14 protein-coding genes and 1 tRNA gene are annotated in these 12268 nt (G+C 46.0%); 13 read left to right on the top strand and 2 right to left on the bottom strand.

Going from position 1 to position 12268, the window contains the following annotated elements; translation table 11 throughout:
• The first annotated feature begins 9 nt into the window (after positions 1-9).
• From mnmE to NST99_RS33495, 8 genes are all read left to right on the top strand, one after another.
• Complete coding sequence (mnmE, locus tag NST99_RS33530) at positions 10-1386, top strand: tRNA uridine-5-carboxymethylaminomethyl(34) synthesis GTPase MnmE (RefSeq protein WP_341097481.1); 1377 nt, start codon at positions 10-12, stop codon at positions 1384-1386.
• 94 nt (positions 1387-1480) lie between these two features.
• Positions 1481-3367, top strand: a complete 1887-nt coding sequence (mnmG, locus tag NST99_RS33525; RefSeq protein ID WP_341097479.1) for a tRNA uridine-5-carboxymethylaminomethyl(34) synthesis enzyme MnmG — start codon at positions 1481-1483, stop codon at positions 3365-3367.
• Positions 3368-3370: 3 nt separating this feature from the next.
• A complete protein-coding gene (rsmG, locus tag NST99_RS33520; protein ID WP_341097478.1) occupies positions 3371-4093 on the top strand; it encodes a 16S rRNA (guanine(527)-N(7))-methyltransferase RsmG in 723 nt (240 codons plus the stop codon).
• Between the two features lie 318 nt (positions 4094-4411).
• Positions 4412-5227 (top strand): nucleoid occlusion protein, encoded by an 816-nt coding sequence (gene noc, locus NST99_RS33515; protein ID WP_341097476.1) that lies wholly within the window; start codon positions 4412-4414, stop codon positions 5225-5227.
• A 212-nt stretch (positions 5228-5439) separates the two neighbouring features.
• Entirely contained in the window at positions 5440-6201 is a 762-nt protein-coding gene (locus tag NST99_RS33510; protein WP_038598260.1) for a ParA family protein, read from the top strand.
• Positions 6194-7036 carry a ParB/RepB/Spo0J family partition protein gene (locus NST99_RS33505; RefSeq protein ID WP_340895750.1) on the top strand — a complete coding sequence of 281 codons (843 nt, stop codon included), beginning with the start codon at positions 6194-6196 and terminating at the stop codon, positions 7034-7036. Before NST99_RS33510 ends, NST99_RS33505 begins: the two co-directional genes overlap by 8 nt.
• Positions 7037-7130: 94 nt before the next feature.
• A complete protein-coding gene (locus tag NST99_RS33500; protein ID WP_341097830.1) occupies positions 7131-8294 on the top strand; it encodes an aminotransferase class V-fold PLP-dependent enzyme in 1164 nt (387 codons plus the stop codon).
• A 20-nt stretch (positions 8295-8314) separates the two neighbouring features.
• Entirely contained in the window at positions 8315-8815 is a 501-nt protein-coding gene (locus NST99_RS33495; protein WP_341097473.1) for a DUF4446 family protein, read from the top strand.
• Here the strand turns inward: NST99_RS33495 and yyaC are convergent.
• On the bottom strand, positions 8787-9395 hold the full coding sequence (yyaC, locus tag NST99_RS33490) for a spore protease YyaC (RefSeq protein ID WP_341097472.1): 609 nt from the start codon (positions 9393-9395) through the stop codon (positions 8787-8789). The two genes, NST99_RS33495 and yyaC, sit on opposite strands and share 29 nt — an antisense overlap.
• A 153-nt stretch (positions 9396-9548) precedes the next feature.
• On the opposite strand from yyaC, the gene NST99_RS33485 reads away from it, so the two are divergent.
• The 4 genes from NST99_RS33485 to NST99_RS33470 all read left to right on the top strand — a co-directional run bounded on the left by NST99_RS33485 (position 9549) and on the right by NST99_RS33470 (position 11194).
• Complete coding sequence (locus tag NST99_RS33485) at positions 9549-9815, top strand: DUF3343 domain-containing protein (RefSeq protein WP_341097470.1); 267 nt, start codon at positions 9549-9551, stop codon at positions 9813-9815.
• Positions 9816-10850 carry a mechanosensitive ion channel family protein gene (locus tag NST99_RS33480; protein WP_445745009.1) on the top strand — a complete coding sequence of 345 codons (1035 nt, stop codon included), beginning with the start codon at positions 9816-9818 and terminating at the stop codon, positions 10848-10850. It abuts the gene before it with no gap.
• Positions 10850-11056, top strand: a complete 207-nt coding sequence (locus tag NST99_RS33475) for a DUF951 domain-containing protein (RefSeq protein ID WP_341097469.1) — start codon at positions 10850-10852, stop codon at positions 11054-11056. The genes NST99_RS33480 and NST99_RS33475 overlap by 1 nt, the downstream gene beginning before the upstream one ends.
• 47 nt (positions 11057-11103) lie before the next feature.
• Positions 11104-11194, top strand: a tRNA-Ser gene (locus tag NST99_RS33470).
• A 350-nt stretch (positions 11195-11544) separates the two neighbouring features.
• On the opposite strand, the gene NST99_RS33465 is transcribed toward NST99_RS33470, so the two are convergent.
• Positions 11545-11742, bottom strand: coding sequence for a YjzC family protein (locus tag NST99_RS33465; RefSeq protein ID WP_341097468.1), 198 nt, complete (start codon positions 11740-11742; stop codon positions 11545-11547).
• A 215-nt stretch (positions 11743-11957) separates the two neighbouring features.
• On the opposite strand from NST99_RS33465, the gene rpsF reads away from it, so the two are divergent.
• Entirely contained in the window at positions 11958-12242 is a 285-nt protein-coding gene (rpsF, locus tag NST99_RS33460; RefSeq protein ID WP_038598251.1) for a 30S ribosomal protein S6, read from the top strand.
• The last annotated feature ends 26 nt before the right edge of the window (positions 12243-12268 follow it).

The raw sequence follows: 12268 nt of genomic DNA, 5'->3' as shown, positions 1-12268 counted from the left end.
AATAACAGCATGCTTAGTGACACCATCGCTGCCGTATCAACGGCATTAGGCGAAGGGGGAATTGCGATCATCCGGGTGAGCGGCCCACAGGCCATCTCCCAGGTTGCACCCTTATTCCGCAGCCGGGTTCCGCTGACCGAAGCGGAATCACATACCGTTCATTACGGCCATATTATAAGTCCGGCTGACGGAGAACGAATGGAAGAAGTGCTGGTAACTGTGATGAAGGGACCACGTTCTTTTACAACAGAGGATGTAGTGGAAATCAGTGCCCATGGCGGGGTGATTTCGGTCAGAAGAGTGATGGATCTGCTGTTGCAGCAGGATATCCGATTGGCTGAGCCGGGTGAATTCACCAAGCGTGCTTTTTTGGGCGGACGAATTGACCTTTCCCAGGCAGAAGCGGTGATTGATTTGATCCGTTCCAAGTCGGACCGGGCTTTTTCCGTTGCGCTGAAGCAGGTTAGCGGTTCATTGTCCCAGCGTATCCACTCCCTGCGCCATACCCTTATCGAGACGCTGGCGCATATTGAAGTGAATATTGATTATCCCGAACATGATGTGGAAGCCTTAACCGCCGAGTTTATTAAAGACAAGAGCAGTGAAGTAATGGACGGCATTAATAAGCTGCTCAAGACTGCTAATGAAGGTAAAATTTTGCGCGAAGGCATTACGACAGCTATTGTGGGCCGTCCCAATGTCGGTAAATCATCCCTGCTGAACGCATTGGCTCGCGATAACAAAGCGATTGTAACGGATATTCCAGGAACAACGCGTGATGTCATAGAGGAATTTGTAACGATTAATAATATACCGTTGAAGCTCCTCGATACAGCAGGTATTCGTGAAACCATGGATGTCGTGGAAAAAATCGGGGTAGAGCGTTCCAAAGCAGCTTTTAGTGATGCTGACCTGATTCTACTGGTGCTGAACGCAAATGAAGAGCTGCATGAAGATGAGCTGGAACTTATGGAACAAATCCACGGTAGACAAGCCTTAGTCATCATGAATAAAATGGACTTACCGGCACGCCTGGATAAAGCCAAGCTGCACGAATATTTTAGCGAGGCCAGCATTGTCCCAATGTCGGTACTGGAAGAGGAAGGCCTGGATAAACTGGAAGAAGCTATTTCGGAGCTCTTTTTTGGCGGCAAGCTGGAATCGGGAGATTTGACCTATGTAAGTAATGTACGCCATATCGCACTGCTCAAAAAAGCGCATAGGTCGCTACAGGATGCGTACGAGGCTGCGGAGATGCATATTCCAATTGATATGATCCAGATCGATGTAAGGTTGGCTTGGGAGCAGCTTGGAGAAATTATCGGGGATACTGCTGCCGATTCTCTGCTGGATCAAATTTTCTCACAATTCTGTTTAGGCAAATAACATGCTTCTTGCGAATGATTCATTACTGAGTTATTGCAGATCATGTTCATTATATTACTGCGATTGAAACGCAGCCTTTGGGGAGGAACAAGACATGAGTTATGAAGGAGGCAGCTATGACGTTGTTGTCATAGGCGCCGGACATGCCGGTTGCGAGGCTGCTCTGGCGGCTGCACGCATGGGCTGCAATACGTTGATGATTACGATAAACCTGGATATGGTGGCATTTATGCCCTGCAATCCGTCCATTGGCGGACCAGCCAAGGGCCATGTAGTGCGCGAAATTGATGCACTCGGCGGTGAAATGGGCCGCAACATCGATAAGACATACATTCAATTGCGTATGCTTAACACAGGCAAAGGACCCGCCGTCCATGCCTTGCGTGCGCAAGCGGATAAATTTCTGTATCAGCATGCGATGAAAGAAACGATGGAGAAAACCCCTAACCTAACGCTGCGCCAGGGTATGGTGGAGGAGCTTATCGTTGAAGACGGCCGCTGTGTCGGCGTAATTACGAAGACAGGTACAGTCTACCGCAGCAAGACGGTTATTCTGACGACTGGAACTTATTTGCGGGGCAAAGTGATTATGGGTGAGCTGACATATGAGAGCGGGCCGAATAATCAGCAGCCTTCAGTACGGTTGTCCGAAAATTTGCGTGAGCTTGGTTTTGATCTGGTGCGCTTTAAGACAGGAACACCCCCACGTGTGCATAAGGACACGATTGATTTTTCCAAAACAGAAATTCAGCCGGGTGACGACAAACCGAAGTTCTTCTCATTTGAAACGAAGTCGTCGCAGAATGAGCAGCTTCCTTGCTGGCTCACCTATACCTCTGAAGTGACTCATCAGATCATTAATGACAATCTTCATCGGGCGCCGATGTTTACTGGAATAATTGAAGGAACAGGACCCCGTTATTGCCCTTCTATAGAAGATAAAGTTGTCCGTTTCAGCGATAAATCCAAACACCAGATATTCCTTGAACCGGAAGGGAAAAACACATCGGAATACTATGTACAAGGACTTTCCACCAGTCTTCCTGAAGATGTTCAGCTGGCGGTTCTGCGTTCGATTCCAGGGATGGAAAAGGTCGAAATGATGCGTAATGGTTACGCGATTGAATATGATGCCATGGTTCCTACACAGTTATGGCCTTCGCTGGAAACCAAACGTTTGCCTGGGCTGTTCACTGCCGGTCAAATCAATGGCACCTCCGGCTATGAAGAAGCAGCAGGGCAAGGGGTTATGGCAGGCATTAATGCAGCGCGGAAAGTTCAGGATAAAGAACCGGTAGTACTTGATCGGTCCCAAGGTTATATTGGCGTACTGATTGATGATTTGGTGACCAAAGGAACTAATGAACCTTATCGTCTGCTCACCTCGCGTGCTGAATATCGTCTGCTGCTTCGCCATGATAATGCTGACCTGCGTCTGACGCCTATCGGACATGATATTGGTCTGATCCCAGAGCAGCGGTATACGGCTTTCCTGGATAAAAAAGAGCGTGTTGAACGTGAAATCGTCCGGCTCCAGGAAACTAAGGTAAAACCAGTGGAGGTCAATGATGCGCTTGCGGGTTATGAGTCTGCCCCAATCGCAGATGGAAGCAACATGCTTACACTGATGCGCCGCCCTGAGCTTACGTATAGTTTCGTGGACCAGGTTTCTCCTTCTCCTGAAGCACTGGACGAAGAGATGAAGGAGCAGGTTGAAATTCAGATTAAATATGCCGGATATATCGAGAAACAGCTGCAGCATGTGGAAAAGCTGCAAAAGATGGAGAAGAAGAAGATTCCTGACACTATCAACTATAACGAAATTCATGGATTGGCAATGGAAGCACGGCAGAAGCTGACTAAAATTGCTCCAATCTCAATCGGGCAGGCTTCGCGGATAGCTGGAGTAACACCAGCAGATATTTCGATTCTTCTTGTACATTTGGAGCATTTCAATCGTGTGACGGCAGCGAAAGGATAATCTATGGATAATACTGTAGCACAGTTTACGGCTCTACTTCAGGAACAGGGAATCAAGCTGAACCCGGAGCAGCTTAAGCAATTTGAGCTTTATTATCAGGAACTGGTTTCCTGGAATGAAAAAATGAATCTCACCGGAATTACCGAACGGGATCAGGTATATACTAAGCATTTCTATGATTCCCTTTCACTTGCTTTCTATTTAAAGATGGATGATGCGAAAAGCTTGGCTGATATCGGATCAGGAGCCGGCTTCCCAGGGATTCCGCTAAAGATTTGTTTCCCTCATTTGAAGCTGACAATTGTTGATTCCCTAAGCAAACGAATTTCCTTTCTCCAGCATGTATGCGATACACTTGGATTAGAAAATGTTCAACTGATTCATGGCCGGGCAGAGGATGTATCCCGACAATTTGTTCATCGCGATGCCTATGATATAGTTACGGCCCGGGCGGTTGCCCGTTTATCCTTGTTGAATGAATTCTGTCTTCCGTTTACAAAAAAAGAGGGTGTGTTTGCAGCAATGAAGGGTAGTGATCCTGCTGAGGAACTAAAGGAGGCGAAGTTCAGTTTCAAGGAGCTTCGCGCTGAACTGCAAAAAGTTGAATCCTTCAGTTTACCCGTAGAGGAATCTGGCAGACATATCGTTATTATTCGCAAGACAGGAGCTACTCCAGCAAAATATCCGCGTAAAGCGGGAATTCCGGCCAAATCTCCTTTGATCTGATTGTTTCACGTGAAACATCGTTTAAGCGAATAAATGCTGTAAAGATCAAGTCCTTATTCCTTAGGGCTTGATCTTTTTTTATTTCTCCATCGCTTTATTCGTAGCATGCATTGCAGGAAAAATAGGTCCATATGGAGAATAGGATTATGAGCGGAAAAGTGATAGAATAATATAGTAAGACTTTTCACCAACAAAACTGCAATATCTTTTGAAACAAAATCAATAGAAGCTTTCTTTTTGCTGTACGATACGATAAGCTTTTCGCTAGGCAGGGTCAAGGCGATCGTACTATAACGAAATTAGGTGGTAATGAACGGAATGAAAGAACAATTCACCAAGCTTTTTGGATTTACCGAGCGGAGCAGCGGAGAAGAGATCAAACAAATCCCGGTTCATGAGGTCATCAGTAGTCCTTATCAGCCACGGACTATTTTTGATGACGATAAGATAGACGAGCTCTGTCAGACTATCAAAACTCACGGTGTGATCCAGCCTATTGTCGTGCGGATGCGCGATTCCCAGTATGAGATTATCGCGGGTGAACGGCGCTGGCGGGCTGTGAAGAAGCTTGGTCTGGGGACAATTCCGGCTATTGTTCGTGAGTTCAATGATTCACAGGCTGCATCTATTGCCTTAATCGAGAATTTGCAGCGTGAAGGGTTGACCTCAATTGAAGAAGCTATCGCCTATCAGAAATTGATTGATCTTCATCAATTGACTCAAGAAAGCTTGGCACAGCGTCTCGGTAAAAGCCAGTCAACAATCGCGAATAAAATCCGCTTGCTGCAATTACCTGAACAGGTTAAAACTTCACTTATGGAACGCCAAATCACAGAACGGCATGCCCGTTCCTTATTATCTCTAGACAGTGTGGAAATGCAGTTGAAGGTGCTTGCGGAGATTATTTCTAAAGGCTTAAATGTTAAGCAGACAGAGGCAAGAATCGCATTTTATAAAGCTGTGAATCAGACCAAAAAATCCAAACGGGTTTCCTATACAAAGGATGTCCGGCTCGCTCTAAATACAATTCGTCAATCCATAGATATGGTATCAGGTTCTGGAATGGAGATTAAAACCTCGGAAAATGACCGCGGTGACCATTACGAGATCGTAATCCAAATCCCAAAAAGATAATTCGTTTTAAAAGCTGAAGGCGGCCCTGAGGTGATTGGCCGCCTTTTCTGTGACTTGAACCGGAGTATATCACATAAGACAGAAATGAAATGATACTTGTATATTTGTCTATATTTCTCGCAAAAAGTGATGCCGTATTCAATTTACGATTGCGCCGTAAAACAACTCACGACCTACAAGATGATTCTTCCTAACAATTCGAGGTGAAATAAGTGTCCAAGATTATTGCCATAGCAAATCAAAAAGGTGGAGTCGGTAAAACGACAACCTCTGTGAACCTTGGTGCCGGTATGGCTACTTTAGGGAAAAGAGTGCTTCTTGTCGATATTGATCCGCAAGGCAACACTACAAGCGGCGTTGGCGTCAACAAAGCGGATGTAGCAAATTGCATTTATGATATTCTTATTAATGAAGTGAATCCTCAGGAAACGATATTGGAAACACAAATTGAGGGGCTTCATATTATCCCGGCAACGATTCAATTGGCGGGTGCGGAGATTGAATTGGTATCTACAATTTCCAGAGAGCTGAAGCTGAAGAAGGCGCTTAATGCAGTGAAGAGCAATTATGATTATATTATCATTGATTGTCCTCCATCATTGGGTATCCTTACCATTAATTCACTGACGGCTGCGGATTCAGTGATTATTCCTATCCAGTGTGAATATTATGCCCTTGAGGGATTAAGCCAGTTGCTTAATACTGTAAGGCTTGTACAAAAGAACCTCAACCCGCATTTAAAGATTGAAGGGGTATTGTTAACCATGCTTGATGCCCGGACTAATCTGGGGATTCAAGTGATTGAAGAAGTGAAAAAGTATTTTCAGGAAAAGGTTTACAAAACTATTATCCCACGCAATGTACGGCTAAGTGAAGCGCCTTCCCATGGGCAATCCATTATTACTTATGATACCCGTTCCAAAGGAGCGGAAGTTTACTTAGAGTTGGCAAAGGAAGTGATCTCTTATGAGTAAGCGTTTAGGGAAAGGTCTCGATGCGTTAATTCCGTCCTTGTCTATCAATGAAGACGATAAGGTTGTGGAGATACCTTTAGGACAATTGCGCGCTAACCCTTATCAGCCCCGTAAGGACTTTAATGAGGAAGCCATACAAGAGTTGGCTGAATCCATAAGACAACATGGTGTAATTCAACCGATTATTGTTCGCGCAGTGCTGAAAGGTTATGAAATCATCGCTGGTGAACGCAGATTCCGTGCTTCACAGTATTGTGGAAAGGCAACCATTCCTGCTGTTGTGCGAAGTCTTAGCGACCAGCAAGTCATGGAAATTGCCCTGATTGAAAATCTACAGCGGGAAAATTTGAATGCGATGGAAATTGCAGTTGCTTATCAAGGGCTAATGGATCAATTTTCGCTTACCCAAGAGGAGCTTTCACTGAAGGTTGGTAAATCAAGATCGCATATCGCTAACTTTTTACGACTGCTGACTTTGCCGGAAGAAGTGAAGGAATATGTTTCACGTGGAACAATTTCCATGGGACATGCTCGGGCAATCGTTGCCTTGAAAGATCCGGAGACGGTGAAACAGTTGGCGGATCAATGTGTGGAACAGCAGTGGAATGTCAGACAGTTAGAAGAGGTCGTAAAGAATCTGGACCGTAAACCTGCCAATGGCATAAAAGCGAAAGTTGTTAAACGTGATCCATACATTGATAATGTTGAAGAAGGATTGCGCGAGCGATTCAAAACAACAGTGAAGATTAAACAAGGTAAAGAAAAAGGGAAAATTGAAATCAATTATTACAGTGCCCAAGACCTGGAAAGATTACTGGAACTATTGGGAAACTGATTTGGATATCTGTGCCCGAAAACATATCCTGAGATATCCTTTAGCGGATATGGAAGGGTGTGTTTTTTAAATGAAAAAAAGTGAGGGTGGAGAGATGGGAGAATTGATTTATTTAGATCATGCGGCAACTTCATGGCCTAAGCCCCCAGAGGTGGCTGCTGCGATGCTGGATGCCCTGCAACACTCCGGCGCGAATGCCGGCCGTGGTAATCACTCGCTCGCCATTGGGACAGGCAGGGTGCTGGTGAGAGCGCGAAGCATGCTTGCTGAACTTTTTTCTATCTCCAACGCTCAGGATATTGCCTTTACCCACAATACAACAATGGGGCTAAATATGGCCATTAAGGGTACACTGCAACGGGGGGATCATGTCATCTCAACGATGACAGAACATAATTCCGTTCGTAGGCCGCTGGAGTATTTACGCCGGACTTTAGAAGTGGAAGTGGATTATTTGCGCGTCGATGCTAAAGGCCAGGTCGATTTGCTGGAGCTTCAAAAAACATTAAGACGAAATACTAAAATGGTGATCTGCAATCATAGTTCCAATCTGCTGGGCAGTATTCTGCCAATCGGAGAAATTGGCGATATCGCAAAGTCTCACGGGGCGGTGTTTCTGGTGGATGCTGCGCAAAGTGCCGGGACGCTGGAAATAGATGTAGCCCAAATGAATATTGATTTACTTGCATTTCCTGGTCATAAAGGGCTGCTTGGACCGCAGGGGACAGGGGGGCTATATATTGCTCCAAACCTTGATTTAGAGCCACTGATGCATGGAGGGACAGGCAGCCAGTCTGAAAACAGTGAACAGCCTACTGTTCGGCCTGACCGGTATGAAGCGGGGACACAGAACGCTGTGGGGATAGCCGGGCTGCTTGCAGGCTTGAAAAGGATTAAGTCTTTAGGCCCGGTGAATATTCACCGGCAGGAATGGCTGCTGACACAGAAACTAATGGAAGGTTTGTCCGGCATTCCTGGTATGAGGTTGCTTGGGCCTGAAATTGGTGTTTCGCGTAGTGGAATTGTTTCGTTTACAATAGAAGGGCAGGAGTCGGCAGAGATTGCACATCGGCTGGACCGGGAGTATAACATTGCTGTGCGTGCCGGGATGCACTGTACCCCGTTGGCCCATAAAGCGGCGGAGACACTGGAAAGCGGTGCTGTACGGGCAAGTGTAGGAGTCAGCTCCACAGAAGATGATATAAACAGAATGCTGGTCGCCATGGAGGAACTATATGGCTTTGCCCGCAGCAGATAAATACGAAGGATGGTCCATATATGTCAGAATTGAATCAGTTAATAAATGAACAATTATCCTGGTTTGTTATTGCGTTCACCGTTGTGGTTATAATAATGGCTATAGTGTTGATTCTTCAGAGCAACAAGCTTGGCAAGATGCGGCGCAGATATGAAACGATGATGAGCGGTAGCGGTGTGGAAGATCTGGAAAGCTTGTTAATTGATCTTAAGAATCAAGGCGATATGCTGGAAGAGGAGCAGAAGGAACATAAGGCTTTGATTGAAGCTGCTCAGGCTAAAATGCGCGGCATGAAGTCAAAAATGGCTCTGAAGCGATATAATGCCTTCGGTGAACGCGGAAATGACCTGAGTTTTTCGCTGGCAATAGTGGATGACAATCGCAGCGGAATTGTGCTCACCAGTCTTCATAATCGTGAGAACTCCTATATCTATTCCAAACCGCTTGAAGCGGGAGAATCCCAATATCCTTTGTCTCCAGAAGAGAAGGAAGTTATTGCTCTCGCGTTGCAGCAGATTTAGCGTGAAGATTCCACTGTTTCAAGGCGGAATGGAGGCTGACAGCAATAATATCAGATAACCGCATTACAAGACTCAATCTTGTATTTTGTAATACGAAATACTCCATAAATCCGCCTACATTAACGATGCCAGTCAGATGGATATCGCCAACAGGGGGAAGTTGCTTGTTAACGCCGGCTCCGGGCTTTAAAGGTCCATCTACGACCTGAATACAGCCGACACTCGTAGAATGTCCCAGGCAGGCATCAATACCAATGATAAAAGGGTTATTATATTTCTCTCGGATGAGGGTAAGTGTTTCTTCCAGATTAACGGCATGCACAGGCTCGTCCAGTGTTCCATACAGCTGGAACAGAGGGCTGTGGAACCGCGCCAAGGCTGTTCCAACCAGCGGTCCGAGTGAATCTCCGGTTGAACGGTCCGTGCCTATACAGACGATTATAATCGGTGTATCGGGACGGGTGCGGGAAAAGTGAAAAAGCAGACGGTGAGTAATAGCAGAATAGATATTGGGATCGTCATGTGATATTTTTAAACAGGATGGTTCTTGCAGTGGTGCAGCTTTAGAAGAAGAATTCATAAAATCTTCCTTTCTGAAGGGGACTCTACCAAAATATCAGCAGGCTTGTCTTTCCATTGAAAGGTTGCTGATGATCCTAGTATATGGATGAAAGAGATTTTTTATACTACAGGGGCAAGAGATAGGACGTTTAACCCAGAGGGAGGCGTGGAGATGGAGGAAGAGCTGCTGATTGCTTTTGATTCTACGCAGCAGGCGCTGCGCGCCGAAATGCTGCTGGAATACGCGGAAATCGAAATTGATATCTTCCCGACTCCCAAAGAAATTACAGCAGGCTGTGCAATGTCTATTCAGTTCTTTCGGGGGGCCATCGGGGAAGTCCGGAAGATTATAGCGGAGCAGGACGTTGAAATCCGCGGGATCTATGGCAAGGACAATGAAGGAAGAGGTTATACACTTATCGCGGAAGGGGAGGAGTAGATGAATAAGTGGATGTTGAATGCAGAAGAACATACAGATCCATTGAAAGCCGCATATACTCTTAGTGATAAGGTGTGGGAGTTTTTCACCAACACGGAGATGTGGGCAAATGTGCTGTTTTCGGGCTTGCGGATTCTTATCATCTTCATCCTGACACGGGTCATTATAAAAGTGGTATCCAAGATCATTGACCGTTCAATGGAGCGGGAGACCCGTGGAAGAATGTTAGTGAACAGCCGCCGGTTCTCAACCGTTGGGGGACTGCTGAAGAATGTGGTTACGTTTATCTGTAATTTTGTAATGATCATGATAATTCTCGCTGAATTTAATTTCAATTTGGGACCACTGCTGGCAGGAGCCGGGGTAGTGGGGCTTGCTATTGGTTTTGGAGCGCAGAGTTTGGTCAAAGATGTAATTACCGGATTCTTTATCATTTTTGAGGATCAGTTCGCGGTAGGCGATGTAATCCAGACCGGTACTTATAAAGGGACTGTAGAGATGATTGGTCTCAGAACGACAAGACTGCTGAGTACTACCGGTGAGGTTCATATCATCCCGAATGGCACCATTATCAATGTGACCAACTATTCACTTGCCAATGCTTTGGCAGTGGTGGATGTTCCGGTGAAAATAGAGCGGGGGCTTGAAGCCACTCTTTCATTGATTGGTGAAGCGCTTGTGGGGATTGAGGAACGTAATTCAAATGTACTCGCGTACCCGAATATACTGGGTATTCAGTCCATGAGCACTTCAGAATATGTGATTCGTGTAGCGGCGAATTGTCTCCCTAACGCCAGAGACTCGGCAGAACGGCAGATCCAGAGCGATATCAAACAGGCGCTGGAGAAGCAGACTAGTCTGGAGGCGGCTAAGGCCGAGCAGGAAGCGCGTGAGCTGGCGGGACGCGTAGCAATGGCGGAAGCGGAAGCCGAGGCGCTTGAAGCGGCACGGAGAGCCCGGGAAACCGAGGGGAATAACCCGAGAAGGCAAGTCGCTGCGGCTCAGGAAAGAGAAGGCGAAGAGGGGGAAGAGTGATGGAACGGAAGGTTTTCCAGTTAGGTGATGTTGTGCTGATGAAGAAGCCGCATCCTTGCGGTACTAATGAAATGGAGATTATCCGCATGGGTATGGACATCCGCATTAAGTGCACCGGCTGTCAGCATAGTGTCCTGATTCCCCGTGCAAAGTTCGAAAAGAACATGAAAAAGGTTCTGCGTGCAGCGCAAAGCGGACTTGAATAATTAAGCTTGCAAAGCAAGCTGCATCATGATACAATAATTCTTGCTGCGGAGAGGTACCCAAGAGGCCCAAGGGGGCTGACTCGAAATCAGTTAGGCGTGTCACAGCGTGCGTGGGTTCGAATCCCACCCTCTCCGCCACTACAGCACTTTATAATCGTTAATCCAACCTTCGCTGATCGGCGGAGGTTTTTTTATTTGTACTTGATCAACAACAAAAAAGAGGAACCCTATCGGGTCCCTCTCCAGAGGCAGTACATCAATGATGTTCGGAATTTCTCTGTGTAAAGCCGCTAAAGTGATTGGGTTGTGCTGAGACTGTGCTTTTTTTAGGAGCCCAGCCCTTACTCTTCCCGGGTTACAATAGTTGCTGAATCAGAATCCCAGTGATTGTGTTCGTCTACGACGTCCAACGGAACCACACCTCTCTTTTGTACTGCCTGAGTTTATTATGGGACAGGATCGACTCTTTTATACATGATGCTCAAAAATTAATGGACCCGAGCTTTCTCGACCTTTTTCCATTTGCGGTTTTTGTTGGTGGTTTCGGGGAAGGTATCACCCTTTTCCATTTCGATCCGTTTCGGATTATTGATCTGTGTGTGGAAGCTGCGTGCTTCGCCTACTTCCATGTAGACACCGGGGTTAGGTGCTTTGTCGCCTTTTTCATATTCCGTCTGTTCGCCCATGATATCCCTCCTTCTCTAGAGTGGTGAATACAGTTATATTGTGCGCACTCATGAGGTTGTTCATGTAGCTAAAAAGTACCTGGAAATGGTATTGATTAATATTGCTTGCACTCGTCAGAACTATTTGGTATATTAATATGGTGCGAGTCTATGTTTGTGCTCGTTCCTTGCTCCTGACGTGATTAGGGGCCGCAGACCATAAGGAGGTGAAAATTATGCGCAAATATGAAGTCATGTACATTATTCGTCCTGACATTGAACAAGAAGCCGTTCAAGCAGCAGTCGAAAAATTCCAAGGCATCATCTCCAACGGCGGAGAAATTACAAAGCACGATGTGCAAGGTAAACGCCGTCTTGCGTATGAGATCAAGAAATTCCGTGATGGCGTTTATGTTTTGGTTAACTTCAATGCAGAACCTGCAGTAGTTACCGAATTGGAACGTCTCATGAAGATTTCCGACGAAGTAATTCGTTATCTCATTACGAACGACGTTGCCTAAGATGTTGACAAGCTTTGTAATTGATC

The organism is Paenibacillus sp. FSL L8-0470 (genome assembly GCF_038008625.1).
Taxonomy (GTDB): domain Bacteria; phylum Bacillota; class Bacilli; order Paenibacillales; family Paenibacillaceae; genus Paenibacillus_AQ.
The sequence above is the reverse complement of the archived record's forward strand: the minus strand, read 5'-3'. Positions and strand labels throughout refer to the sequence as shown.

What these genes read in the sequence shown, in the direction of transcription:
- mnmE (WP_341097481.1), top strand. Translation starts at nt 10, where the DNA reads ATGCTTAGTGACACCATCGCTGCCGTATCAACGGCATTAGGCGAAGGG.
- mnmG (WP_341097479.1), top strand. Translation starts at nt 1,481, where the DNA reads ATGAGTTATGAAGGAGGCAGCTATGACGTTGTTGTCATAGGCGCCGGA.
- rsmG (WP_341097478.1), top strand. Translation starts at nt 3,371, where the DNA reads ATGGATAATACTGTAGCACAGTTTACGGCTCTACTTCAGGAACAGGGA.
- noc (WP_341097476.1), top strand. Translation starts at nt 4,412, where the DNA reads ATGAAAGAACAATTCACCAAGCTTTTTGGATTTACCGAGCGGAGCAGC.
- NST99_RS33505 (WP_340895750.1), top strand. Translation starts at nt 6,194, where the DNA reads ATGAGTAAGCGTTTAGGGAAAGGTCTCGATGCGTTAATTCCGTCCTTG.
- NST99_RS33500 (WP_341097830.1), top strand. Translation starts at nt 7,131, where the DNA reads ATGGGAGAATTGATTTATTTAGATCATGCGGCAACTTCATGGCCTAAG.
- NST99_RS33495 (WP_341097473.1), top strand. Translation starts at nt 8,315, where the DNA reads ATGTCAGAATTGAATCAGTTAATAAATGAACAATTATCCTGGTTTGTT.
- yyaC (WP_341097472.1), bottom strand. Translation starts at nt 9,395, where the DNA reads ATGAATTCTTCTTCTAAAGCTGCACCACTGCAAGAACCATCCTGTTTA.
- NST99_RS33485 (WP_341097470.1), top strand. Translation starts at nt 9,549, where the DNA reads ATGGAGGAAGAGCTGCTGATTGCTTTTGATTCTACGCAGCAGGCGCTG.
- NST99_RS33480 (WP_445745009.1), top strand. Translation starts at nt 9,816, where the DNA reads ATGAATAAGTGGATGTTGAATGCAGAAGAACATACAGATCCATTGAAA.
- NST99_RS33475 (WP_341097469.1), top strand. Translation starts at nt 10,850, where the DNA reads ATGGAACGGAAGGTTTTCCAGTTAGGTGATGTTGTGCTGATGAAGAAG.
- NST99_RS33465 (WP_341097468.1), bottom strand. Translation starts at nt 11,742, where the DNA reads ATGGGCGAACAGACGGAATATGAAAAAGGCGACAAAGCACCTAACCCC.
- rpsF (WP_038598251.1), top strand. Translation starts at nt 11,958, where the DNA reads ATGCGCAAATATGAAGTCATGTACATTATTCGTCCTGACATTGAACAA.